Below are 24,480 nucleotides of genomic sequence, written 5' to 3'. Positions count from 1 at the left end.
ACGGATCCGATGCACGTGGGCGGACGACTGCGCCGGCCGGCGCTCCTGGCGGCATTGCTGACCCTGCTCGTCCTCCTCGGCTCCGCCCCGCCCGCCGCCGCGCACGCCGCCCTCTCCGGCACCGACCCCCGCGACGGCACCGTCCTGAGGACCGCGCCCCGGCAGCTCACCCTCTCCTTCACCGAGTCGGTCGGCCTGCTCGACGGCTCCGTGCGGCTGTTCGGCCCCGACAACCGGCGGGTCCGCATCGACGAGGCACGGCACGCGCCCGACGGCGACGACACCGTCCGCGTCCCCCTGCCCGGCCTGCGCACCGGCACCTACACCGTGGCCTGGCGCGTGGTCTCCGCCGACAGCCACCCCGTCTCCGGCGCCTTCACCTTCTCCGTCGGCGAACGCAGCCGTACGGCGGCGCTGCCGGACACCGGCCCGCCCGAGCACCCGGCGACCGGGGTCCTGCACACCCTCGCCCGACACCTCTCCTACCTCGCCGCGGCCCTCCTCCTCGGCACCGCGGCCTTCGCCGCCTTCTGCCGCCCGCCCGACACCCGCCCCCTGCGCCGGCTGCTCACCACCGGCTGGTGGACCCTGCTCGCGACGACCCTCGCCCTGTTCCTCCTGCGCGCCCCCTACGAGACGGGCACGGCGCCGTGGACGGCCCTCGACATGGACGGCTTGAGACGCACCGCGACCGGCCGCCCCGGGACGGCCCTGCTGTGCCGGGTGGCCCTGCTCCTGCTGCTCGCCGGGCTGCCCAGGCGCCGTACGCCCTGGCTGCACGCGGTGCCGGCGGTGGGCCTCGCCCTCACCTGGGCCGCCGCCGAGCACGCCTCCGCCGGCATCCAGGTGCCGGTCGCGATGACCTCCTCGGTGCTGCACCTGCTCGCCATGGCCGCCTGGCTGGGCGGTCTCGCCGCGCTGCTCGCCTGCCTGCGCCGCGACACCCTGCCCGCCACGACCGTGCACCGCTACTCCCGCCTCGCCTTCACCTCCGTGACCGTCCTCGCGGTCACCGGCGTCTACCAGTCCTGGCGTGGCCTCGGCTCCCTCGACGCGCTCCGCGGGACCCCGTACGGCCGCCTCCTGCTGCTCAAACTCGCGGCGGTCGCGGTGCTGCTGGGCGCGGCGGCGGCGTCACGACGGCTGGTCCGGCGGGCGGGGCAGGCCGAGGAGGTCCCGGCCCTGCCGGAGCAGGTCCCGGCGCCGGTGGGGGGCCCGGCAGGCCCGCAGCCGCGGCCGCGGGCGCCGCTGCCCGCGCCCGAGCCGCGCCGGCCCGGCGGGACGCCCGCCGGCCCCGACCGGCGGCGCCTGCGCCGCACCGTGCTCGCCGAACTGGCCGTGGGCGTGGTGGTGCTCGCGCTCACGACCCTGCTGACCGGTACCCTGCCGGGCCGCGCCGTGGCCGAGGCGGCGGCCGGACCGGCGGCCGGGCTCCCGCCCACGACCACCACCACCGTGCCCTTCGACACCGGCACCCCCGGCGGCAGCGGCACGGTCCACATCACCCTCGACCCGGCCCGCACCGGCGAGAACTCCGTCCAGGCCGTCGTCTTCGCCCCCGACGGCGGCCCCGTGGCCGTCCCCGAACTGCGGATCACCTTCACCCTCCCCGCCCAGGACATCGGACCGATCGACGCCGGACTCGCCGACCGCGGCGGCTACTGGGCCACCGACAGGCTCGACCTGCCGGTGCCCGGCGACTGGCGGATGAAGGTGACCGTGCGGGTGTCGGAGTTCGACCAGGTCACCGTGGCGCGCGGCGTGCGGATCGAGTGACCTCAGCGGCCGAGTGCCGCCACGCCGGCCCGGGCGTACTCCTCGTCGAGGTCGCCGGAGGGAGCCCCGGCCACGCCGATGCCCGCCACGGGCGCGCCCTTGGCGGTGACGGGGGCGCCGCCCGCGAGGAACAGCGTGCCGGGGATGTCCTTGAGGGTGGGGGCGCTCTGGAGGCGCTTGGCCAGCTCGGAGGTGGGCGCGTTCCAGGCGACGGCGGTGTACGCCTTCTTCTCGGCCGACGCGTACGACTGCGGCCCGGCGCCGTCGCCGCGGAGGGTGACGATCGTGTTGCCGTTGCGGTCGACGACGGCGACGGTGACGTGCCGGCCGTCCTTCTCGGCGGCGTCCAGCGCGGCCCGGGCGCCCTCGAGGGCGGCGTCGATCGTCAGATGCGTGCTCTGCGTGAGGTCGCCGTGCGCGGCACCCGACGCGGCGGCCGGGGCGCTCGCGGGTGCGGCCGTGCCCGTGGAGCCGGCGGCGTTCGCGGCGACCGTGCCGGTGGCGGCGACGGCGGCGATCAGGGCGGCGCCGGTCAGGACGCGGGCGGGGCGGGACAGCTTCTTGCCGTGCTTCATGGTGGGTGACCTCTCGTCGATCGGCTCAGCGGCCGGCTCATCGGCCGGCCTTCGTTTCGGCTCGTCGCTCGACCGGGGAGGCGAGCCACTGCCGATCCTCCGGCCGTGCCGTGGCCCGTCGGGTCGTCGCAGGGGCTCGGCCGCGGCACCGGACCGGACGACCCGGGGGTCATCCGAACGGCTGACCCCGGATGGCCCGCCGGGGCCGACAATGGAGATGTTTGCCCAGTTCAGCGCGGACAGGGAGGGAGGGAGAGCGCCATGCGGCACACGACGGACGACGCGGCACGGGACGCGGTACGGCACCCGGCACCGGACGTCGAACCGGTGGAGGACGCGGGACCGAACGCGGAGGATGCCGGACCGAACGCGGAGGATGCCGGACGGCACGCGCAGGGCGCCGGACGCGACGCCCGCACCACCCTCACCGTCGTCATGCACACCGCCTTCTTCGTGCTGCTCGGCGCCTCCCTCGCCCGCTACCTGGCCCGGCACGGTCCCGAACCCCGCACCCCCTGGGTCCTCGCCCTCTCGGTGCTGCTGGCGGCGCTGTACGTGCTCGGCCCGGCGCTCGGCGCCCGTCTCACCGCGCGCCGCCTGATCTGGCTGGGCGCCGTCGTGGCCACCTGGGCGGCCCTGGTGGCCCTCGCCCCGAGCTTCGCGTGGTGCGCCGTCCCGCTCTTCTACACCGGCCTGCGCACCCTTCCGCCGCGCGCCGCGGTCACCCTGGTCGCGCTGCTCACCGCCCTGGTCGTGGCCGCCCAGCTCGAACTGGCCGGCTGGGCCGACCCGAACGTCCTCCTCGCACCCCCGGCGGTGGCCGCGATCGCGACGGCCGTGTTCGTCACGATGGAACGCCAGTCGGCCCGTCAGCGCGCCCTCATCGACGACCTGGTCCGCACCCGCCGCGTCCTCGCCGCCACCGAACGCCGCGAGGGCATGCTCGCCGAGCGGGAACGGCTGGCCCGGGAGATCCACGACACCGTCGCCCAGGGCCTGTCCAGCCAGCGGATGCTGCTCCAGGCGGCGGACCGCCTGTGGGAGACCGCCCCGGAAACGGCCCGCTCCCACGTCCGTACCGCAGCCTCCGTCGCCGAGCACAACCTCGCCGAGGCCCGCCGCTTCGTCCACGACCTCGCCCCGGCCGACCTGGCGGGCGGCACGGGCCTGCGGGACGCCCTGGCCGCGCTGGCGGCCCGGGAGAGCGACGCCGCCCTGACGGTCCGCCTGCACACGGAAGGCACCCCCGCCGCCCCCCTCCCCGCCCTGGTCGAGTCCGCCGTGCTGCGCATCGCCCAGGGCGCCCTGGCCAACGTCCGCGAACACGCGGCGGCCGGCACCGCGACGATCACCCTGACCTGTCTGGACGACCAGATCGTCCTGGACGTCGCCGACGACGGCCGCGGCTTCGCCCCGGACACCGAGGGCGCCCCGGGCATCCGCGGCCACGGCCTGCCCGCCATGCGTGCCCGCCTCCGTCAGCTCGGCGGCACCCTGACGATCGAGTCCGCCCCCGGCGAAGGCACGGTCCTGTCGGCGGCGATCCCCCTGACCAGCCCACCTGCGGAGCCGCAATGACCGTACGGATCCTCCTCTGCGACGACCACGCCGTGGTCCGCGCGGGCCTGCGCGCCCTGCTGTCGAGCGCCCCGGACATCGAGGTCGCCGGCGAGGCGGCCACGGGCGAGGAGGCGGTCGCGCTGTCCCGCAGACTCCGCCCCGACGTCGTCCTGATGGACCTCCAGCTGGGCGACGGCATGGACGGCGTCGAAACCACCCGCCGCATCCTGGCGGCGGGCGAGGACGGACGGGGCGGGCCGGCATCCGTCCCCCACGTCCTGGTCCTGACCACCTACGACACCGACGCGGACATCACCCGCGCCATCGAGGCGGGCGCCACCGGCTACCTCCTCAAGGCCGAGCGCCCCGAGGAACTCTTCACCGCCATCCACGCCGCCGCCGAGGGCCGCACGACCCTCTCACCCCCCGTCGCCAGCCGGGTGATGTCCCACCTGCGCACCCCCCGGCCGACCCTCACCCCACGCGAACGCGACATCCTCGGCCACCTCGTCCGGGGCCTCACCAACCGCGACATCGCCCGCACCCTCTACATCAGCGAGGCCACCGTCAAGACCCACCTGCGCCGCATCTACGACAAACTCGGCGTCACCACGAGGGCGGCGGCGGTGGCGGCGACGAAGGAACGCCGCCTGGTCCCGTGAGCGGTGCCGTCGACGACGCCGAAACACCCAGGGCGCCGTCGACGGCGAAGGCCCCGACCGGTGAACGGTCGGGGCCTTCGCCATGCCTGTACGTCCTCAGTCGCCCTCGGGCCGCGTCGCACGCCCATGCGGGGCGGGCGTCTGCGCGTCCTCGGACGGGAAGACCTGGTCCTCCCCGAAGTCCGGGGCCTGGAACGGGTTCGTCGCCGGGGGCGGCGGGACGGCGGCGGAACGGCGGGGTTGCCCTTCCGGGGCGGAGAACAGCGAGGTCGGGGTGATGAGAGGTCTGCCTTTCGTTACAGGTCCCGGATCGGACCTGGCCTGCCGTGACCAGGCACGGCGGTCCTACAGCTTGGTCATCTTGGCGTACGGGCTCAGGATCCGCATCTGCGCCGAGCCGAAATCCACGAGCGCCGCGATCCCGGCCTCGATGCCGACCACCCGGCCGAGGCCGTACACGTCGTGGGTGACCTGGTCGCCCAGGGCGAAGTGCTTGGGGACCGGCGCGACCGGGGCCTTGAAGGGGCTGGTGGGCAGATGACGCTTGGGTGCCGCGGGCTTTGTCATGACTCAGTATGCGCCCACGCGCGGCCCGCCCGCTGTGGCCATCGGCACAGAAACGGCCGAAACCAGCCCGGACGGGCCGGGACGGGCCGGGACACACGAACGCCAGAGGGCCGGGCCGCTTTCGCGGTCCGGCCCTCTGGGCTGGCGGAGGATACGAGATTCGAACTCGTGAGGGGTTGCCCCCAACACGCTTTCCAAGCGTGCGCCCTAGGCCTCTAGGCGAATCCTCCGCCGCAAACATTACATGACCGAAGAGAGTGCTCGCGAACTCGTTCCCGCAGGCCGCCATCGGGTAGGCTGTGCGCAGCCCCTCACGCGGCGCTATCTGACTGAACTCCCCCAGGGCCGGAAGGCAGCAAGGGTAGGTCGGCTCTGGCGGGTGCGTGGGGGGCGCTTGCGTTCCCGGGCGGGGTCCCGCCCGGCGAGCGGGGGTTCGTCTCCGCCGTGACCGCGGCGATCTCCGGCGTCGTCGCCGACGGATCCGCCGTGGATCTTCCGGGTCTGCGCGGTGGATCTTCGGGGCCGTTGCCGTGGATCTTCGGGCGGATCCGGTTGTCAGTGGGCGCCTATAACCTCGTATGCGTGTCGTCTCTCGCGCTGTACCGCCGCTATCGCCCGGAGTCGTTCGCCGAGGTCATCGGGCAGGAGCATGTCACCGACCCGTTGCAGCAGGCGCTGCGGAACAACCGGGTCAATCACGCGTACCTGTTCAGCGGTCCGCGCGGGTGCGGCAAGACGACCAGCGCGCGGATCCTGGCCCGCTGTCTGAACTGTGAGCAGGGTCCCACCCCGACGCCCTGCGGGGAGTGCCAGTCCTGCCGGGACCTCGCCCGCAACGGCCCCGGGTCGATCGACGTCATCGAGATCGACGCCGCGTCCCACGGCGGTGTGGACGACGCCCGTGAGCTGCGCGAGAAGGCCTTCTTCGGACCCGCCTCCAGCCGGTACAAGATCTACATCATCGACGAGGCCCACATGGTCACGTCGGCCGGTTTCAACGCGCTCCTCAAGGTCGTCGAGGAACCGCCGGAGCACCTCAAGTTCATCTTCGCGACCACCGAGCCCGAGAAGGTCATCGGGACCATCCGGTCGCGGACCCACCACTACCCGTTCCGGCTGGTGCCGCCGGGCACCCTCCGGGACTACCTCGCCGAGGTGTGCCGGCAGGAGGGCATCCCCGTCGAGGACGGCGTCCTGCCGCTCGTCGTGCGGGCGGGCGCCGGTTCCGTGCGTGACTCCATGTCCGTCATGGACCAGCTGCTCGCCGGCGCGGGGGAGGAGGGCGTGACGTACGCCATGGCCACCTCCCTCCTCGGCTACACCGAGGGCTCCCTGCTGGACTCCGTCGTCGAGGCCTTCGCCACGGGTGACGGCGCCGCCGCCTTCGAGGTCGTGGACCGCGTCATCGAGGGCGGCAACGACCCGCGGCGGTTCGTCGCCGACCTGCTGGAGCGGCTGCGCGACCTCGTGATCCTCGCCGCCGTGCCGGACGCGGCGGACAAGGGGCTCATCGACGCCCCCGCCGACGTCCTGGAGCGGATGCAGGCCCAGGCCGGTGTGTTCGGCGCCGCCGAGCTGAGCCGTGCCGCGGACCTCGTCAACGAGGGCCTGACGGAGATGCGCGGGGCCACCTCGCCGCGCCTCCAGCTCGAACTGATCTGCGCCCGCGTCCTGCTGCCCGCCGCGTACGGCGACGAGCGGTCCCTGATGGCCCGCCTCGACCGGATCGAGCGCGGAGTGAACTTCTCCGCGGGTGGCGCCGCGCCCGCCATGGGGTACGCCCCGGTGCCGGACGCCCCCGCGGGCCACGCCGCTCCGCTGCCGCCGGGCGGCGCCGCCGCGGCGGCCCGCGCGGCCGTACGGGGCACCGGAGCACCCGCGGCCCCGGCGGCCCCCATGCCCGGGCAGCCGGCCCCCACCGGCGGGCAGGCCCCCCAGGCCCCGGCTCCCGCCCAGGCCCCGGCTCCCGCCCAGGCCCCGGCTCCCGCCCAGGCCCCGGCTCCCGCCCAGGCCCCGGCTCCCGTCCAGGCCCCGGCTCCCGCCCAGAATCCGGCCGGCGCCGGGACCCCGGCCGCGCCTCCCGCCCCCGCGCCCGCCGGCACCGCCCCGGCCGAGCCCGCCCCCGCCCCGGCTGCCGCGCCTCCCGCCGCCCCCGCCCCCGGGGCCTGGCCCACCGCCGCTCCCGCCGGCGCGGGCCGCAGGCCGGGCGGCTGGCCCACGGCAGCGGCCCCGGGCAGCGGCCCCGGCCGTCCCGCGGCGGCCCAGCCACCGAGCACACCGGGCGCGCACGGCTCCCCGAGCGCGCTCGGGGCGGGCCCGTCGACGCCCGCCGCCCCCGCCCCGGCCGCCCCGGCCGCCCCGGCCGGCGGGCTCGACCCGCGTGCCCTGTGGCCGAACATCCTGGAGGCGGTGAAGAACCGCCGCCGCTTCACCTGGATCCTGCTCAGCCAGAACGCCCAGGTGACGGGCTTCGACGGCACCACCCTCCAGCTCGGGTTCGTGAACGCCGGAGCCCGCGACAACTTCGCGAGCAGTGGCAGCGAGGACGTGCTGCGGCAGGCGCTGGCCGAGCAGTTCAACGTGCAGTGGAAGATCGACGCCGTCGTCGACCCGTCGGGCGGTGGCCCGGCCCCCTCCGGCGGCTCCGGCTTCACCGGCGGCTACGGCGCAGGGGGCACCGCCGGCCCGGCGGGCACCCCGGGCGGCTACGGCGGCGGCGCGAGCGGCGGTCACGGCGGCGGCACCGCGGGCGGCTACGGCTCCGCCCCCACCGGCTCCTACGGCGGCACGGCCACGGCCACCTCGACGCGCCCCGCCCACTCCCCGTCCGCGGGGCCCGCCGCGCCCTCCGCCGCCACGGCCGCGGCGGCCACCGCCACGGCCCCGGCCCCCGTGCCCGCGCCGCCCGCCGCCCCGGAACCGGCCCCGGTCGCTCCGGAGGACGACATCCCCGAGGACGACGACCCGGATCTCGACGAGTCGGCCCTCTCCGGCCAGGAGCTGATCGTGCGCGAGCTGGGCGCGACGGTGGTGGAGGAGTTCACCAACGAGTAGCCGCGCGGCGGACTCCCGGCGCCCTCCCGGCCCCTCCTGCGTCTCCGGCCGGCCGGCACCGGGCCGCGTCTCGGAGGAACCGACAACCCCGCTGCCCGGCCCGCTTCGGGCGCCCGCACAAAACCCGCCGCGGCGGGCCGGTTAGGCTGGCCCCGTGAAGGTCCTCGTCATCGGTAGCGGCGCCCGCGAACACGCCCTGTGCCGTTCCCTGTCCCTCGACCCCGCCGTCACCGCGCTGCACTGCGCCCCCGGCAACGCCGGCATCGCCGAGGTGGCCGAGCTGCACCAGGTCGACGCCCTCGACGGCGCGGCGGTGACCGCGCTGGCCACGCGGCTCGGCGCGGAGCTGGTCGTCGTGGGCCCGGAGGCCCCGCTGGTCGCGGGGGTGGCCGACGCCGTCCGCGAGGCCGGCATCCCGGTCTTCGGCCCGTCCGGGGAGGCCGCGCGGCTGGAGGGCTCCAAGGCCTTCGCCAAGGACGTGATGGCGGGGGCGGGCGTGCCCACGGCCCGCTCGTACGTCTGCACCACCCCGGAGGAGGTCGAGGAGGCGCTCGACGCCTTCGGCGCGCCGTACGTCGTGAAGGACGACGGTCTCGCCGCCGGCAAGGGCGTCGTCGTCACCGGCGACCTCGACCAGGCCCGCGCGCACGCGCTGGCCTGCGACCGGGTCGTCATCGAGGAGTACCTGGACGGCCCCGAGGTCTCCCTCTTCGCCGTCACGGACGGCGAGACGGTCGTCCCGCTCCAGCCCGCCCAGGACTTCAAGCGCGCCCTGGACGGCGACGAGGGCCCGAACACCGGCGGCATGGGCGCGTACTCCCCGCTGCCGTGGGCCGACCCCAAGCTGGTGGACGAGGTCCTGCAGACCGTGCTCCAGCCGACGGTCGACGAGATGCGCCGCCGCGGCACCCCGTTCTCCGGCCTGCTCTACGCGGGTCTGGCGATCACCAGCCGCGGCGTGCGGGTCATCGAGTTCAACGCCCGCTTCGGCGACCCCGAGACCCAGGTGGTGCTGGCCCGGCTGAAGACCCCGCTGGCCGGCCTGCTGATGGCGGCCGCCACCGGCAACCTCGCCGACCTGGAGCCGCTGCGCTGGAGCGACGAGGCCGCGGTGACCGTGGTCGTCGCCTCGCACAACTACCCCGGCACCCCGCGCACCGGTGACCCCGTCACCGGTCTGGACGAGGTCGCCGCCCAGGACGCCCCGCACGCGTACGTCCTGCACGCGGGCACCAGGCGGGACGGGGACGCCGTGGTCAGCGCGGGTGGCCGGGTGCTGTCCGTCACCGCGACCGGCAAGGACCTCACGGAGGCCCGCGAGCGTGCCTACCAGGCGGTCGGCCGTATCCGCCTCGACGGCTCCCAGCACCGCACGGACATCGCGGCGAAGGCGGCGGAGGGCCGGTAGCGCCCCTCGGTACACCCGCCCACCAGGCACGATCCAGGCCCCGGACTCCCGAAGGAATCCGGGGCCTGACCTTTGCCCAGCGTCATCCACCTTTCCCCAGAGCCATTCCATCGAGTGACCGATCCGATGTACGGCTGACGGGGGCCGAACCCCCAACTAGGGTGCGGCGCAAGCGTTCCGGCACTTGGCCCACCGGCATTGCGATGTCAGTGGCGGGTGCCACAGTGGGGGAGTGAGCAACGCCAGGACAGCCGGAGCAGCCGGGACGGGAGGGGGTGAGGTCCGGTCGTGACCGGAATCGGAGTGGAGGCGGGAGCGCGGGCCGCGCGGGGCCGGGCGCTGGCCGTGCTGCGGATCCGCAGCCGGGCGCTGGCCGTGGCCCTGCTGCCGGCCGCCGTCGCGGTGGTCCTGCTGGCCGGTGGCTCCACCGGCCGGCTGACGGGGCCCGGCTGGGGCGCCGCCCGCTGGGCCGTGGGCGCGCTCGCCCTGGTCGTGCTGCTCGCCGCGGGCGGCTTCGCGCTGGTCGTCGCCCGCGCGCGTCCCGCCGTGAGTCCCACCGTCCCGATCGCCGAGGAGGCCGCCCCGGACCTGTACCGGCTGGTGCGCGACCTCGCCGACCGCCTGGACGTCCCGGCCCCCTCGGCCATAGCGCTCACCCCGGACTGCGACAGCTGGCTGGAGGACCGCAGCCACCGCGCCCACGGCCCGCCCCCGCCCGAGGACCCGGTCCTGCCGCCCGGTCCGGGCCGCCGCGCCCACCGCCGTACGCAGGCCGCGCCCGTCCTCGTCATCGGCTCCCCGTTCCTGTGGTGGATGCGGGTGGGCGAGCTGCGCGCCGTCCTCGCCCCGGTCGTCGCCGGTACGGGCCCGTCGGCCCACCCCGACATAGCGGCCGCCCGGCGCTTCGTGCGCGGCCTGGACGCCGCGGTGGCCGTCGCCTCCGCCCCGGGGCGCGGCCCGCTGACCCGGTGGCCGGGCGCCGGCGCCGCCTGGCTGGCCCGGCTGCTGCTGCGCGGCTGCCGGGAGCACGCCGCCGAGATGGAGCGGGGTGTCGCCGCGGCCGCCGCCGAGCGTGCCCAGGCCGTGGACTACGGACTGCGGATCGTCGCCCAGGAACAGGTCGGCCTGGCGTACGCGGGCTGGGACCGGCTGCTGACCCGGGTGGCGCTGCCCGCCTGGCGGATGGGCCGCTGGCCCTCCCGGCTGGACGCGGGTGTCGTCGCCGCCCTCACCGAGCTGTCCCGGCGCGACCGGCTGGCCGAGGGCTTCGCCTCACGCCTCGGCGAGCGCCCGGCCTGCGACCTGCTCGAGGAGCCCGGAGTGGTGGACGAGGCCGCCTCGCTGCTCGCCGCCCGGCTCTTCCACGGCGGCCCGGCCGAGCCGGGCCCGGACTGGTCCCCGGTGGACTGGCAGGAGTATCCGGAGGAGGTCGTCGACCGCAAGTGGCGTACCGACGCGGCCCGCCTCCACCGCGTCCTCGACACCCTCGGGGTCCGCCGCACCGCCCCCGGCGCCCAGGGGCCCACCCTGGCCCGCGTCCTCGACCACCTGGCGGACGAGCCGTCCGGGCCGCAGCGGTCCCCGGGAGACGAGGGCCCGCCGCCCGCGGGGGAGTCACCGGCGTACGGCACCGGGCTCCCGGCGCCCGCCGACGGTCCCGGCACCGGCGCGCACGCTCCCGGGTCTCCCGGCCGGCCCGGCGCTCTCGGCGACTTCGGGGACCTTGGTGACCTCGGCGACCTCGACGCCCCGGAAGGCCTCGGCGACCTCGACGCCCCCGGAGGCCTGGGCGACCTCGACGACCACCCCGCCCCCAGCCCGCGCTGCACCGCCCTCGCCGCCGGTCTGAGCGAGGAACTGACCCGCGAGGAGGAGACGTCGGTCCCGGCAGCCGCCCCGGCCGTCGCCCCCGACGCCCCGCTCTGGGACGACGGCAGCCTCCCCCTCTTCCCGCTCCAGCCCCCGCGCACCCCGCGCGAGGTGCTCGCCGACCACATCACGGCGATGGTCTGCTGCGCCGCGATGGACACCGCGGGCGCCACCCCCGGCCTGGACTGGCTGGACGGGCCGTCGCTCCTGGTGAAGGGCGAGCGCGCGGCCGATCTCGCCCCGAAGGTCCTCAGCCTCATCGAGTACGGCGATCCGGCGCCCCTGCGGGCCTGGCTGACCGAGATCGGCATACGCCCGGAGAAGCCGGTCCGCCTCGTCTGACCCCCGGCCTCCCGGAGTCCGGCGTTCCGTTTCCGGTCGATTCGAAACGAACGGTGACGGAGTCCGTGCGGAATGTGATGTGCTGGGACCGAACACGCACATGGCAAGGGCGCGCGACATACGACAAGCCCATCACCGCACGCGGACGACGACACACAGGGGCCCGAGGGAGGGGAGCACGGACCATGGGGCCGGATCGCATCCACCGCTGGGAGTCGGGGGCACTGGCGCACGCCGTGACGGATCCTTTCGGCCAGGGCCCGCTCCCCTGGCTGCGCGGCAGTGAGACGTACTTCGGCGACACCGGCCAGGTCGTCCCGTGGTACGTGGACCCGGCCGCCGCCCCGGACGGCGAGGCCCCGGCCCGCCGGCCGGGCGGGCGCGTGCCGGCCCCCCGTGCCGGCTCCGGCGGCCCCATCCGCTCCGCCGACGACGTGCGCCTCCAGATCAAGGGCTTCACGTCCACCGGCGCGGTCGCCCCCGGCGAGGCCGTCGACTTCCACATCACCGTCGACCCGCCCCAGCAGTTCGGCGTCGACGTCTACCGCATCGGCCACTACGCCGGCGACGGCGCCGCCAAGATCACCAGCAGTCCGCGGCTGTCCGGCATGGTCCAGCCCGCGCCGCTCGCCGCCGACCGCACCGTCTCCTGCCACCACTGGTGGCTGTCCTGGCGCCTGCAGATCCCTGCCCACTGGAAGGTGGGCGCCTATGTGGCGGTCCTCACCACCGCGGACGGCCACCGCTCCCACGTGCCCTTCACCGTCCGCGACGACCGCCCGGCCGACCTGCTGCTGGTGCTGCCGGACGTCACCTGGCAGGCGTACAACCTCTACCCGGAGGACGGCCGCACCGGCGCCAGCCTCTACCACGCCTGGGACGAGGACGGCCGGCTGCTCGGCGAGCGCGACGCCGCCACCACCGTCTCCTTCGACCGCCCGTACGCGGGCGCCGGCCTCCCGCTGCACGTCGGCCACGCCTACGACGTCATCCGCTGGGCCGAGCGCTACGGCTACGACCTCGCCTACGCGGACGCCCGCGACCTGCACGCCGGCCGGGTCGACCCCACCCGCTACCGGGGCCTGGTCTTCCCCGGCCACGACGAGTACTGGTCGCCGCAGATGCGCCGGGCCGCCGAGCAGGCCCGCGACCACGGCACCTCCCTGGTCTTCCTCTCCTCCAACTCGGTGTACTGGCAGGTGGAGCTGGGCCCGTCGCCCTCCGGCAGCCCGGACCGCCTGCTGACCTGCCGCAAGCGCCAGGGCCCCGGCAGACCCGTGCTGTGGCGGGAGGTCGACCGGCCCGAGCAGGAGCTGCTCGGCATCCAGTACGCGGGCCGCGTCCCCGCACCCCATCCGCTGATCGTCCGCAACGCGGGCCACTGGCTGTGGGAGGCGACCGGCGCGCGGGAGGGCGACCCGATCGAGGGGCTGGTCGCGGGCGAGGCCGACCGCTACTTCCCGCGCGCCCCGCTCCCCGACCACGACGAGCGCGTCCTGCTCGCCCACTCGCCCTACACGGACCCGGACGGCGTCACCCGCCACCAGGAGACGTCCCTCTACCGCTCCCCCTCCGGCGCCTGGGTCTTCGCGTCCGGAACCTTCGCCTGGTCCCCGGCACTGGACCGCCCGGGCCACGTCGACCCGCGTATCCAGCGCGCCACCGCCAACCTCCTGGACCGCATCTGCAAACGTGACTGACCCACTGTCCTGGATCCCGTCGGCGTACGGGAGAATCGAGCCATTGGACAGAACCACGGGGAGGAACCGTGTCCGGATTCGTCGAAAAGCCCGAGCCGATCCAGGTTCCGGGTCTGGTGCATCTGCACACCGGCAAGGTGCGCGACCTGTACCAGAACGAGGCGGGCGACCTCGTGATGGTCGCCAGTGACCGCCTGTCGGCCTACGACTGGGTGCTGCCGACCGAGATCCCCGACAAGGGCCGGGTCCTCACGCAGCTCTCCCTGTGGTGGTTCGACCAGCTCGCCGACCTGGTCCCGAACCACGTGCTGAGCACCGAGCTGCCCGCCGGGGCACCCGCCGACTGGGCGGGCCGCACCCTGGTCTGCAAGTCGCTGCGGATGGTCCCGGTGGAGTGCGTGGCCCGCGGCTACCTCACCGGCTCCGGCCTGGCCGAGTACAACGAGTCCCGCACGGTCTGCGGCCTCGCCCTCCCCGAGGGCCTGACCGACGGGTCCGAGCTGCCCGGCCCGATCTTCACCCCGGCCACCAAGGCGGCGGTCGGCGAGCACGACGAGAACGTGTCCTACGAGGAGGTCGCCCGCCAGGTCGGCGTCGAGACCGCCGCCCAGCTGCGCCAGGCCACCCTCGCCGTGTACACCCGGGCCCGGAACATCGCCCGTGACCGGGGGATCCTCCTGGCGGACACCAAGTTCGAGTTCGGCTTCGAGGGCGACACGCTCGTCCTCGCCGACGAGGTGCTGACCCCGGACTCCTCCCGCTTCTGGCCGGCCGACCAGTGGCAGCCGGGCCGCGCGCAGCCGTCGTACGACAAGCAGTTCGTCCGGGACTGGCTGACCTCCGCCGAGTCGGGCTGGGACCGCCGCGGCGAGCAGCCGCCGCCCCCGCTGCCGCAGCACGTGGTGGAGGCGACGCGGGCGAAGTACGTGGAGGCGTACGAGCGTCTGACGGGCGGCGCCTGGAGCTGACACGCCGAAGGCCCCGGTCGGTGACCGGGGCCTTGGTGACTGGAGCGGACGACGAGGCTCGAACTCGCGACCTCAACCTTGGCAAGGTTGCGCTCTACCAACTGAGCTACGTCCGCGTTGCGCCGTGGCGCGAGAGCAACTATACCCAACCTCGCTCGCGGGCGAGACGCACCGCCGCATGACGGTTCTCCACGCCCAGCTTCGACACGGCCGACGACAGGTAGTTCCGCACGGTCCCCTGGGACAGCGCGGCCCGCTCGGCGATCTCCGCGACCGGCGCCCCGTCGGCGGCCAGCTCCAGCACCTCGGCCTCCCGCGCGGTCAGCGGCGAATCCCCGGCGGAGATCGCGTCCGCGGCCAATTCCGGGTCGACGTAACGGTTTCCGGCGTGCACGGTGCGGATGATCTCGGCGAGCCGCTGGGCGCTCACGGTCTTGGGCACGAAGCCCCGCACTCCCGCCGCGAGTGCCCGCTTCAGGTGCCCGGGCCTGCCGTGACTGGTCACGATCAGCACTCGGCAGCCCGGCAGTTCGGTCCGCAGCGATGTGGCGACTTTCACACCGTCCGCCCCCGGCATCTGGAGGTCGAGCACCGCCACGTCGGGCACGTGGGCCCGCGCCATGGCCAGGGCCTCCGGCCCGCTCGCCGCCTCGGCGACGACGAGGAGGTCGTCCTCCAGGGAGAGCAGTGCGGCGAGCGCGCCCCGGATGAGGTGCTCGTCGTCCGCGAGCAGCACCCGCACACTCACGCGACGGCCCCCCGCTCGGCGGCCACGGGCTCCGCGCCGGCCGGCCCGTCCCCGTCCGGGAAGCCCCGGTCCTCCGGCTCCCCGCCCACCGGCCCACCGCGCCCCGTCGCGCCGGCCACCGGTTCACCGCCCACCGGCACACCCCCCACCGGCACCCTCGCCACCACCCGGAACGTCCCCTTCCCGGCCGGACCGGCCTCCAGCGTGCCGTCGACCGCCCGCAGCCGCTCCCGCAGCCCGGCGAGGCCGCTGCCGCCGCCGCTGCCCGCGGCGGCGGTCTCCGCCCCGTCGTTCTCCACCGTCAGCACCACGTGCCCCCCATGCCACTCCAGCCCCACCGAACACCGCGCCGCGTCCCCGTGCCGCAGCACGTTCGTGGCCGCCTCCCGCACCACCCAGCCGAGCGCCGACTGGACCTCCGCGGGCAGTCCTGCCGCGTCACCGGTGACCTCGCAGTCGATCCCGGCGGCCTTCAGGACGCCCTGCGCGCCCAGGAGCTCGACGCCGAGGTCGACCTCCCGGTAACCCCGTACGACGTCCCGCACCTCCCGCTGCGACTCCACCGCGATGCGCTGCACCTCCAGCATCTGCTCCACGGCCTCCTCGCGCCCCCGCCGGGCGAGCTGCACCGCCAGTTCGCTCTTCAGGGCGACGACCGCGAGGTTGCGGCCGATGACGTCGTGCAGGTCGCGCCCGAACCGCAGCCGCTCCTCCGCGACGGCGAGCCGGGCCCGGGTCTCGCGGGCCTCGTCGAGTTCGTAGACCGCGTTGACCAGCCAGACGGAGAACACCGAGGTCATGGCGAAGAAGCCGGTGCCGAACAGGACCGCGAGCGCCGCCACCAGCGCGGCCGTGCCGGCGCCCAGCGCCAGGGCGAGCAGGCCGACGCCCGCCGAGCAGCCGAGCACGAGCCCGAGCACCCGGCGCCTGCTGCGGACGCCGAGCGTGATCATCCCGACGCCGAAGAAGAGCAGGCCGGCGGTCACCGTGCCCAGCGCGGTGGGGGTGTCGTCACCGCCGAGGTCCTGGTCGGCGAGCCAGAGCACGAGGCCCGCGAACAGGGCGCTGGTCGCCCCGTACGCCGACATCAGCGGCAGCGGCTGCGCGCGCCGGCCGCGCGTCCAGTCCAGCGCCCGGCTGGCCACCACCGCCCCGAACGCCGCGTGCGCGCACGTCAGCAGGAAAAGCCAGGGCGCGTACGGCAGCGGCACCTCGCCGAGGACCGGAAGGCCGAAGACCGTCACCTCGGCGGCGGCGAAGGAGTGGAACGACCAGCGCGTGTACGTCTCGACCTTCGCCGGCGTGCTCTTGCGCCGCCACCACTTCCCCGGCCCGGACACGTGACCGCCACCCCCATCCGTCAGCGCCGCGGCTCCCAGCGGAACCACCGCCGTACAGCAAACACCGCGATCGCGGTCCAGGCCAGCGCGGTGGCGACGGCGCCCAGCGCGTCGTAGCCGGACAGGTCCCCGGTCCAGCCGCTCCGCACCAGGGTGATCACCGGGGTGAGCGGCAGCAGCTCGCAGAAGGACGCCAGCCGGTCGGGCAGCACCTCCAGCGGGACGGTGATCCCCGAGCCCAGCATGGAGAGGAACATCAGCGGCAGCCCGGTCACCTGCGCGCTCTCCGCGGTCCGGGTGAACGCGGCGGTGACGGCGGCGAGCGCCGCGCACATCACCAGCCCCAACAGCAGCCCCAGCGCGACGAGATGGGGTGCCGAGGGTGCGCCCAGGTCCAGCAGTGCCAGGCACCCGGCGGCGAGCAGCAGGCACTGCGCGAGCCCGATCCCGATGGCCGGCAGCGCGGCCCCGACCAGGATCTCCCGGTCCCTCAGCTCCCCGGTGCGCAGCCGCTTGAGGACCAGTTCCTCGCGGCGGGTGACGTAGGCGGTGGTGAGGGCGGCGTAGACGGCGAACAGCAGGGAGAAGCCGACGGCGGCGGGCAGGAGGAGGGTGCCCACGGACAGCCCGGCCTCCTTCAGGTCCGCCTCGTCGACCGCGGACCGCACGCTGAACGGCAGGAACAGGGGCACGATCACCGCGGCCACGATGGTGGCCCGGCTGCGTCCCAGCAGGATCAGTTCGGTCCGCGCCAGCGCGGCCATCCGCCCCGTGACAGTCGTCGTGCTCATGCTCCGACCTCCTCCTTGCGTGCCGCGAGGGCCGACGCCCGCCCGGCGATCCCCAGGAACGCCTCCTCCAGCGAGGCCGGCCGCACGTCCAGCCGCCGCAGCTCGACCCGGGCGTCGCGGGCCCACACCAGCAGTCCGGTGGCGGCGCGCTGCAGCTCGTGCGTCCGCAGCCGTACGGTCCTGCCGTCCACCTCGTGTCCGACGACGCCCAGTTCACCGAGCGCGGGCAGGTCGCCGAGGAAGTAGCCCTCGGGCAGTTCGAAGGAGATGCGGGACGGCTGGGCGGAGGTCACCTCGTCCGGGGTGCCGCCGGCCGCGATGCGTCCTTCGTGCAGGATGGCCAGCCGGTCGGCCAGTTCCTCGGCCTCCTCCAGATAGTGCGTGGTCAGCAGCACCGTCGTGCCGCCGTCGCGCAGCGCGCGCACCAAGTCCCAGGTCTCGCGCCGCCCTTCGGCGTCCAGGCCGGTCGTCGGCTCGTCCAGGAAGAGCACCTCGGGGCCGCCCAGCAGGGCCAGCGCCAGGTCCAGCCGCCGCCGCTCGCCGCCGGACAGCTGCTTGACCCGCACCCCGGCCCGCTTGCCCAGCCCGACGGTCTCCAGCGCCTCCCCGACGGGCCGCGCCCCGCTGGTGCACCCGGCCCACATGCGCACGGTCTCGGCGACGGTCAGCTCCGCCGGGAACCCGCCCTCCTGGAGCATGACCCCGGTGCGGGGCCGTACGGCGTCCCGCTCCTCGTAGGGGTCGTGCCCGAGCACCCGCACCCGGCCACCGCTCGGCGGGGCGAGTCCTTCCAGCAGCTCGACCGTGGAGGTCTTGCCGGCGCCGTTGGTGCCCAGCAGCGCGAAGACCTCGCCGCGGGCCACGCTGAACGTGATGCCGCGCACCGCTTCGAACCCGCCCCCGTAGACACGCTTGAGGTCGGTGACCTCGATCACGTGCTCGTGTCCGTGTGTGTTCATGCCTCCAGCGTCGCGGTGGCGGAAGCCGTACGGCAGTGCGCCGTGTCATCCGCGAACATGACAAATGTCAGAGGCACCGGAGGGACCCGGGACACGACGAAGGCCCCGGTCGGTGACCGGGGCCTTCGTGCGGAGAGCGGACGACGAGGCTCGAACTCGCGACCTCAACCTTGGCAAGGTTGCGCTCTACCAACTGAGCTACGTCCGCATTGCTCCCGACCAGCTCTCACTGACCGGTGCGAGCACCAGCCTACCTGATCCACAGCAGTGGTTCGTACGGTGGTGGTGCAGAGCGGGTGACAGGAATTGCACACTGCGCCTTCCCCCTGGAAGGGGGATGTTCTGCTACTGAACTACACCCGCGTGTCCGTGAGCCGGGCCTTTCGGCCTCGCCCCTCGGCGTGCTCCAGACTCTAGCTGATCAGCGGGGGTGCTGCGCAAGTCGGTTGGCGCGAGGGGCGGCTGAGCGGGCATCGGCCCGGCCGGCGGGAGCCGCGGGACGGCCGCGGCGGCGGCTCACTGCGCGGCGGCGAACGCCTCGTAGACCTTCTTCGGGATCCGGCCGCGCGCGGGCACCTCCATCCTGTTGGCCTGCGCCCAGGCGCGGATCGCCGACGGATCGGGGGCGACCTCGGTCTGCTGGTACGCCTTGCCGGATCTCGAGCGCTTGCGCCCGGCCTCCACGTAGGGCGCGAGCGCCTTGCGCAGTTTCCTGGCATTGGCTTCATTCAGGTCGATCTCGTACGACTTGCCGTCGAGCCCGAAGGCGATCGTTTCCGCCGCTTCCGAGCCGTCGATGTCGTCAAAGAGGGTGACCACGACCTTTTGCGCCACGAATATCGGTCCCTTCGTGCGGCACCTCAATGCAGCTCATCTGCGATGACGTGCCGAGTATCGGCTATTGCCAATTCATTTGTACAGTGCCCGGCAAAGCATTGGGAAGCCCGACTAAATCTCTCCGCGTGTCCCAGCGCAATAGGCATCGGCGGGACTCCCGGGATCTTTCCCCGAACTTTTCGTGAAGAGGCCGGTCCGATGCCGGATCGTGACGCCCGTTCCGTAGGTTCCTACAACTCTACTCGCGTAGAAATTTTGTGCGGGTAGTCTGAAGGGACCTGCTCAGCACCACACACCGGGAGTGCCAGTGGCACGCGTCGTAGTCGACGTCATGCTCAAGCCGGAGATCCTCGACCCCCAGGGCCAGGCGGTGCAGCGCGCACTGCCGCGGCTGGGTTTCGACGGGATCTCGGACGTCCGCCAGGGAAAGCGTTTCGAACTGGAAGTTGACGGGCCGGTCGACGAGGCCGCGCTCGCCCGCATCCACGATCTTGCGGAATCCTTCCTCGCCAACACCGTGATCGAGGACTTCACCGTCCGCGTCGAGGAAGTCGCGGAGGCCGCGAAGTGACCGCTCGTATTGGCGTCGTCACTTTCCCGGGCTCACTCGACGACCGGGACAGCCGGCGTGCGATCCGCCTCGCGGGCGCGGAGCCCGTCGCCCTCTGGCACAAGGACAAGGACCTCAAGCAGGTCGACGCCGTGGTGCTGTGCGGCGGTTTCTCCTACGGCGACTATCTGCGCGCCGGGGCCATCGCCCGCTTCTCGCCGGTGATGGACACGGTCATCGACCAGGCGAGGGCCGGACTGCCGGTCCTCGGCATCTGCAACGGCTTCCAGATCCTCACCGAGGCCCACCTGCTCCCCGGCGCGATGCTCGGCAACGACCACCTGCACTTCATCTGCCGCGACCAGAAGCTGCGGGTGGAGAACGCGGACACCGCCTGGACGACCGACTACAGCGCCGGCCAGGAGATCCACATCCCGCTGAAGAACATGGACGGGCGGTACGTCGCCGACGAGTACACGCTCGACAAGCTGGAGGCCGAGGGGCGGGTCGCCTTCCGCTACGTGGACTTCAACCCCAACGGCTCGCTCCGCGACATCGCCGGCATCACCAACGAGGCGGGCAACGTCGTCGGCCTGATGCCGCACCCGGAGCACGCCGTGGAGCCGCTGATCGGCACCGGCCGCACCGACGGCCTCCCGTTCTTCACCTCGATCCTCAAGAAGCTGGTCAACGCATGAGCCGGACGCCTCTGGACACGGTCGAGCACGCGGCCGCGACCCCCGACGTCGAGCTGCCCTGGGCCGAACTGGGCCTGAAGAAGGACGAGTACGAGCGCGTGGTCGAGATCCTCGGCCGCCGCCCCACCGGCGCCGAGCTGGCCATGTACTCGGTCATGTGGTCCGAGCACTGCTCGTACAAGTCCTCCAAGGTCCACCTCCGCCAGTTCGGCGAGAAGGCCCCCGAGAACGACGCCCTGCTCGTCGGCATCGGCGAGAACGCCGGCGTGGTCGACGTCGGCCAGGGCTACGCGGTCACCTTCAAGGTCGAGTCGCACAACCACCCGTCGTACGTCGAGCCCTACCAGGGCGCGGCCACCGGTGTCGGCGGCATCGTCCGCGACATCATCGCGATGGGCGCCCGCCCGGTCGCCGTCGTGGACCCGCTGCGCTTCGGCGCCGCCGACCACCCCGACACCAAGCGCGTCCTGCCGGGCGTCGTCGCGGGCATCGGCGGCTACGGCAACTGCCTGGGCCTGCCCAACATCGGCGGTGAGGTCGTCTTCGACGCCGTCTACCAGGGCAACCCGCTGGTCAACGCCGGCTGCATCGGTGTGATGCGGCACGAGGACATCCACCTCGCCAAGGCGTCCGGCGCGGGCAACAAGGTCATCCTGTACGGCGCCCGGACCGGCGGCGACGGCATCGGCGGCGCGTCGATCCTCGCCTCGGAGACCTTCGACGACGCCAAGCCGTCGAAGCGCCCCGCGGTGCAGGTCGGCGACCCCTTCCAGGAGAAGCTGCTCATCGAGTGCACCCTGGAGGCGTTCGCCGAGAAGCTGGTCGTCGGCATCCAGGACCTCGGCGCGGCGGGCCTGTCCTGCGCCACTTCCGAGCTGGCGTCGAACGGCTCCGGCGGCATGCGCGTGACCCTGGACGACGTCCCGCTGCGCGACTCCACGCTCTCGCCCGAGGAGATCCTCATGAGCGAGTCGCAGGAGCGCATGTGCGCGGTCGTCGAGCCGGAGAAGGTCGGCCGCTTCCTGGAGATCTGCGAGAAGTGGGACGTCATCGCCACCGTCATCGGTGAGGTGACCGACGGCGACCGCCTGGAGATCTTCTGGCACGGCGAGAAGATCGTCGACGTCGACCCGCGCACGGTCGCCCACGAGGGCCCGACCTACGAGCGCCCGTACGCGCGCCCGGCCTGGCAGGACGAACTCCAGGCGGACGACGCCGGCAAGCTGCCCCGCCCGGCGACGAGCGAGGAGCTGAAGGACCAGGTCCTGAAGCTGGTCGCGTCCCCCAACCAGGCCTCCAAGAAGTGGATCACGTCCCAGTACGACCACTTCGTGCAGGGCAACACCGTCCTCGCCCAGCCCGAGGACTCCGGCATGATCCGCATCGACGAGGAGACCGGCCTCGGCGTCGCCATCGCCACGGACGGCAACGGCCGCTACGCCAAGCTCGACCCGTACACGGGTGCGCAGCTGGCCCTGGCCGAGGCCTACCGCAACGTGGCCACGACGGGTGCCAAGCCCCTCGCCGTCTCGGACTGCCTGAACTTCGGCTCCCCCGAGGACCCGGCCGTGATGTGGCAGTTCGCGGAGGCCGTGCGCGGCCTGGCGGACGGCTGCAAGCAGCTCGGCACCCCGGTGACCGGCGGCAACGTCTCGCTCTACAACCAGACGGGCGAGGCGGCCATCCACCCGACGCCGGTCGTCGCGGTCCTCGGCGTCATCGACGACGTCGCCCGCCGCACCCCGGTCGCCTTCCGGGAGGAGGGCCAGCTGATCTACCTCCTCGGCGACACCCGCGAGGAGTTCGGCGGCTCGGCCTGGTCCCAGGTGATCCACGACCACCTCGGCGGCCTGCCCCCGCAGGTGGACCTGGAGCGCGAGCGGCTGCTCGCCGAGATCCTGATCTCCGCCTCCCGCGACGGCATGATCGACTCCGCGCACGACCTGTCCGACGGCGGACTGGTCCAGGCGGTCGTCGAGTCGGCGCTGCTCGGCGGCAAGGGCGCCCGTCTGGTCGTCCCCGACGGCCTGGACGCCTTCACCTTCCTCTTCTCCGAGTCCGCGGGCCGCGCGATCGTCGCCGTCCCGCGCTCCGAGGAGCTCCGCTTCACCGACATGTGCGGCGCCCGCGGTCTCCCGGCCACCCGCATCGGTGTCGTCGACGGCGACTCGGTGGAGATCCAGGGCGAGTTCAGCCTCTCGCTGGAGGAGCTGCGCACGGCCCACGAGGGCACCATCCCGGCGCTGCTCGCGTAACCGGCGGCCCGTACCGCCCCGCCCCGCCCCGGCTCCGGCAGCCGGGGCGGGGCCGGGCGCGCGTGTCCCGGCATAGGCTCGCCCCATGCCGGCCAAGAAGCGCACTCGCAGCTATGACCCCGCCAAGATCCGTGCCGCGGTGTCCGCCCAGTTCGGGCAGGTCCGCCGCGCCGTGAGCACCCTGACGCCCGAACAGCTCGCGCTGCCGACGCGCCTGGGCGAGTGGACCGTGCGGGAACTGGCCGCCCACATCACCATGACCGTCGCCGCGGTCAGCCGTGCCCTGGAGCGTGCCGAGCCGGCGAAGGCGGACCTGGCGCTGCTCGACTACCCGTCCGCGACCGCCCCGTTCGCCGGGGCCATCGCCGACGGCACCCGGCGGCTCGCCGCCGACCACCCCGACCTCGACGCGCTGTACGCCCGGACCGAGGCCGAGCTGACCGGGCACCTCGCCGACGCGCCCGGCTCCCGCCTCCTGGACATCCGGGCCGGGGCCATGACCCTCACCGACTTCCTGGTCACCCGCACCGTCGAACTCGTCGTCCACACCGACGACCTGAACGCCGCCGTGCCCGGGCTGGAGATCCCGTACGACCGCCAGGCCGTCGCCGCCTGCACCCGGCTGCTGGCGGACGCGCTGGCCGCGAAGGCGCCCGGCGGGTCCACAGAGGTGCGGATCCCGCCGTACGCGGTCGTGCAGTGCGTGGAAGGGCCCCGGCACACCCGGGGCACCCCGCCGAACGTGGTCGAGACCGATCCGCTGACCTGGATCCGGCTGGCGACCGGGCGGACGACCTGGACCGAGGCCCTGGAACGGGCGGAGGTCAGCGCCAGCGGCGAGCGGGCCGATCTGCGCGCGCTGCTGCCGGTCCTTTCGTAGACCGGAACCGGGCCGCAGCCGGGCCGGGACCAGGCCGGAACCGGGCCGGGACCGAGCCGGAGCCGGGCCGCACGCGTCCGGGTGGAACCGATCGGCCCGGTCGCCCCGTCGAAGCGGCATGTACAGGCAGACGCATCGCATCACCCTCACCGCAGCCGTCCTCGCCCTGCTGCCGCTCGCGGCGGCCTGCGGCACCGAGGAGGCCGGCTCACAGCCCGCCGGAGCCGACGTCGGCGGCGTCACCGGCGTGCACTGGGCCGTGGACGGCGTCACCGTCGGCGGCACCGCGCACGACGCCCCGGCCGGCGCCTACGTCACGATCGACGACAGCGGCAGGGCACAGGGCAACTACGGCTGCAACCACTTCACCGCCCGGGCCTCCTTCGACGGCGACCGGATCCGGCTCGGCGACGCCACGACGACCGAGATGGGCTGCGAGGACAAGCCGATGAAGTTCGAGCGGACCCTGGCCCGCACCCTCGCCGACGGCCCGCTCACGACCCGGGTCAGCGGCGACCGGCTGACCCTGACCACCGACGGAGGCGACAGCGTGCGGCTCAGCAAGGTCCAGGACGCGCCCCTGACCGGCACCCGCTGGAACGTGACGGCACTCGGCGCGGACGGCGTCGCCCAGTCCCTCCCGCAGGACGCGCGGGCGCACCTCACCTTCGAGGAGGACGGCAGGGTCACCGGCCGCCTCGGCTGCAACAAGGTGACCTCCACGGCGACCGTACGCGACGGCAATATCACCCTCGGCACGCCGTCCACCACCCGAATGATGTGCGACGCCTCACTCATGGGCATCGAAAAGCGGCTCCTGCGGATGTTCGACGGCACCGTCCAGTACCGCCTCGATCACCGCACCCTCACTCTGACCAGCGAAAACGGCGAGAGTGTGACCGCGGTCGCGGCCGGCTGAACCATGACGGCGGCGCTGATCA

At 74.2% G+C, this 24,480-nt stretch carries 20 protein-coding genes, 4 tRNA genes and 1 other RNA gene; 14 read left to right on the top strand and 11 right to left on the bottom strand.

Translation table 11 applies throughout. The features are described from left to right. Positions 1-9 precede the first annotated feature (9 nt). On the top strand, positions 10-1,776 hold the full coding sequence (locus SGLAU_RS16190; RefSeq protein ID WP_043502201.1) for a copper resistance protein CopC: 1,767 nt from the start codon (positions 10-12) through the stop codon (positions 1,774-1,776). A 2-nt stretch (positions 1,777-1,778) separates the two neighbouring features. Here SGLAU_RS16190 and SGLAU_RS16185 read toward each other — a convergent pair whose 3' ends face one another. Next, the gene (locus SGLAU_RS16185) at positions 1,779-2,351 is read right to left on the bottom strand and encodes a GlcG/HbpS family heme-binding protein (RefSeq protein ID WP_043502199.1); all 573 of its coding nucleotides are present in this window, start codon (positions 2,349-2,351) and stop codon (positions 1,779-1,781) included. A gap of 261 nt (positions 2,352-2,612) precedes the next feature. Here SGLAU_RS16185 and SGLAU_RS16180 point away from each other — a divergent pair, with 261 nt between their 5' ends. Both SGLAU_RS16180 and SGLAU_RS16175 read left to right on the top strand, forming a co-directional pair. Continuing rightward, the gene (locus SGLAU_RS16180; RefSeq protein WP_208868915.1) at positions 2,613-3,929 is read left to right on the top strand and encodes a sensor histidine kinase; all 1,317 of its coding nucleotides are present in this window, start codon (positions 2,613-2,615) and stop codon (positions 3,927-3,929) included. Then, positions 3,926-4,573, top strand: a complete 648-nt coding sequence (locus SGLAU_RS16175; RefSeq protein ID WP_043502197.1) for a response regulator — start codon at positions 3,926-3,928, stop codon at positions 4,571-4,573. The genes SGLAU_RS16180 and SGLAU_RS16175 overlap by 4 nt, the downstream gene beginning before the upstream one ends. Before the next feature lie 345 nt (positions 4,574-4,918). On the opposite strand, the gene SGLAU_RS16170 is transcribed toward SGLAU_RS16175, so the two are convergent. Both SGLAU_RS16170 and SGLAU_RS16165 read right to left on the bottom strand, forming a co-directional pair. Further along, positions 4,919-5,140, bottom strand: a complete 222-nt coding sequence (locus SGLAU_RS16170; protein WP_043502195.1) for a hypothetical protein — start codon at positions 5,138-5,140, stop codon at positions 4,919-4,921. 142 nt (positions 5,141-5,282) lie between these two features. Beyond that, positions 5,283-5,370: transfer RNA gene (locus SGLAU_RS16165), tRNA-Ser, on the bottom strand. A gap of 72 nt (positions 5,371-5,442) precedes the next feature. Between SGLAU_RS16165 and ffs the strand changes: the two genes are divergently transcribed. From ffs to SGLAU_RS16140, 6 genes are all read left to right on the top strand, one after another. Continuing rightward, an RNA gene (gene ffs / locus SGLAU_RS33165) (signal recognition particle sRNA small type) lies at positions 5,443-5,541 on the top strand. Positions 5,542-5,722: 181 nt separating this feature from the next. Beyond that, entirely contained in the window at positions 5,723-8,194 is a 2,472-nt protein-coding gene (locus SGLAU_RS16160) for a DNA polymerase III subunit gamma and tau (RefSeq protein ID WP_043502194.1), read from the top strand. Positions 8,195-8,348: 154 nt separating this feature from the next. Beyond that, positions 8,349-9,602, top strand: coding sequence for a phosphoribosylamine--glycine ligase (gene purD / locus SGLAU_RS16155; protein WP_043502193.1), 1,254 nt, complete (start codon positions 8,349-8,351; stop codon positions 9,600-9,602). A 288-nt stretch (positions 9,603-9,890) separates the two neighbouring features. Further along, positions 9,891-11,813, top strand: a complete 1,923-nt coding sequence (locus tag SGLAU_RS16150; RefSeq protein ID WP_043502191.1) for a hypothetical protein — start codon at positions 9,891-9,893, stop codon at positions 11,811-11,813. Positions 11,814-11,998: 185 nt separating this feature from the next. Next, entirely contained in the window at positions 11,999-13,513 is a 1,515-nt protein-coding gene (locus SGLAU_RS16145; RefSeq protein ID WP_043502190.1) for a N,N-dimethylformamidase beta subunit family domain-containing protein, read from the top strand. Positions 13,514-13,581: 68 nt separating this feature from the next. Beyond that, on the top strand, positions 13,582-14,481 hold the full coding sequence (locus SGLAU_RS16140; protein WP_043502188.1) for a phosphoribosylaminoimidazolesuccinocarboxamide synthase: 900 nt from the start codon (positions 13,582-13,584) through the stop codon (positions 14,479-14,481). Between the two features lie 40 nt (positions 14,482-14,521). Here SGLAU_RS16140 and SGLAU_RS16135 read toward each other — a convergent pair. From SGLAU_RS16135 to SGLAU_RS16100, 8 genes are all read right to left on the bottom strand, one after another. Then, positions 14,522-14,597: transfer RNA gene (locus tag SGLAU_RS16135), tRNA-Gly, on the bottom strand. Positions 14,598-14,620: 23 nt separating this feature from the next. Then, the gene (locus tag SGLAU_RS16130) at positions 14,621-15,229 is read right to left on the bottom strand and encodes a response regulator transcription factor (RefSeq protein ID WP_043502185.1); all 609 of its coding nucleotides are present in this window, start codon (positions 15,227-15,229) and stop codon (positions 14,621-14,623) included. Further along, complete coding sequence (locus tag SGLAU_RS16125) at positions 15,226-16,569, bottom strand: histidine kinase (protein ID WP_063838877.1); 1,344 nt, start codon at positions 16,567-16,569, stop codon at positions 15,226-15,228. The genes SGLAU_RS16130 and SGLAU_RS16125 overlap by 4 nt, the downstream gene beginning before the upstream one ends. 20 nt (positions 16,570-16,589) lie before the next feature. After that, complete coding sequence (locus tag SGLAU_RS16120) at positions 16,590-17,360, bottom strand: ABC transporter permease (protein ID WP_043502184.1); 771 nt, start codon at positions 17,358-17,360, stop codon at positions 16,590-16,592. Beyond that, entirely contained in the window at positions 17,357-18,319 is a 963-nt protein-coding gene (locus SGLAU_RS16115) for an ABC transporter ATP-binding protein (protein ID WP_043502182.1), read from the bottom strand. Before SGLAU_RS16115 ends, SGLAU_RS16120 begins: the two co-directional genes overlap by 4 nt. A gap of 135 nt (positions 18,320-18,454) precedes the next feature. Continuing rightward, a tRNA-Gly gene (locus tag SGLAU_RS16110) sits at positions 18,455-18,527 on the bottom strand. 83 nt (positions 18,528-18,610) lie between these two features. Then, a tRNA-Gly gene (locus tag SGLAU_RS16105) sits at positions 18,611-18,682 on the bottom strand. A 153-nt stretch (positions 18,683-18,835) separates the two neighbouring features. Next, a complete protein-coding gene (locus tag SGLAU_RS16100; RefSeq protein WP_043502181.1) occupies positions 18,836-19,153 on the bottom strand; it encodes a histone-like nucleoid-structuring protein Lsr2 in 318 nt (105 codons plus the stop codon). A 310-nt stretch (positions 19,154-19,463) separates the two neighbouring features. On the opposite strand from SGLAU_RS16100, the gene purS reads away from it, so the two are divergent. The 5 genes from purS (at position 19,464) to SGLAU_RS16075 (ending at position 24,458) form a co-directional block, all read left to right on the top strand. Continuing rightward, positions 19,464-19,727: a phosphoribosylformylglycinamidine synthase subunit PurS gene (purS, locus tag SGLAU_RS16095; RefSeq protein ID WP_003991326.1), complete on the top strand. Its 264-nt coding sequence runs from the start codon at positions 19,464-19,466 to the stop codon at positions 19,725-19,727. Beyond that, entirely contained in the window at positions 19,724-20,404 is a 681-nt protein-coding gene (purQ, locus tag SGLAU_RS16090; RefSeq protein WP_043502179.1) for a phosphoribosylformylglycinamidine synthase subunit PurQ, read from the top strand. The genes purS and purQ overlap by 4 nt, the downstream gene beginning before the upstream one ends. Continuing rightward, complete coding sequence (gene purL, locus SGLAU_RS16085; protein ID WP_043502178.1) at positions 20,401-22,659, top strand: phosphoribosylformylglycinamidine synthase subunit PurL; 2,259 nt, start codon at positions 20,401-20,403, stop codon at positions 22,657-22,659. Before purQ ends, purL begins: the two co-directional genes overlap by 4 nt. An 85-nt stretch (positions 22,660-22,744) precedes the next feature. Continuing rightward, positions 22,745-23,539, top strand: a complete 795-nt coding sequence (locus tag SGLAU_RS16080; RefSeq protein WP_043502177.1) for a maleylpyruvate isomerase family mycothiol-dependent enzyme — start codon at positions 22,745-22,747, stop codon at positions 23,537-23,539. A 118-nt stretch (positions 23,540-23,657) separates the two neighbouring features. Then, complete coding sequence (locus SGLAU_RS16075) at positions 23,658-24,458, top strand: META domain-containing protein (protein WP_043502175.1); 801 nt, start codon at positions 23,658-23,660, stop codon at positions 24,456-24,458. Positions 24,459-24,480 lie beyond the last annotated feature (22 nt).

The organism is Streptomyces glaucescens (assembly GCF_000761215.1).
GTDB lineage: Bacteria > Actinomycetota > Actinomycetes > Streptomycetales > Streptomycetaceae > Streptomyces > Streptomyces glaucescens_B.
Note: the sequence above shows the minus strand (reverse complement) of the source record. Positions and strands in the feature narration are given on the sequence as shown.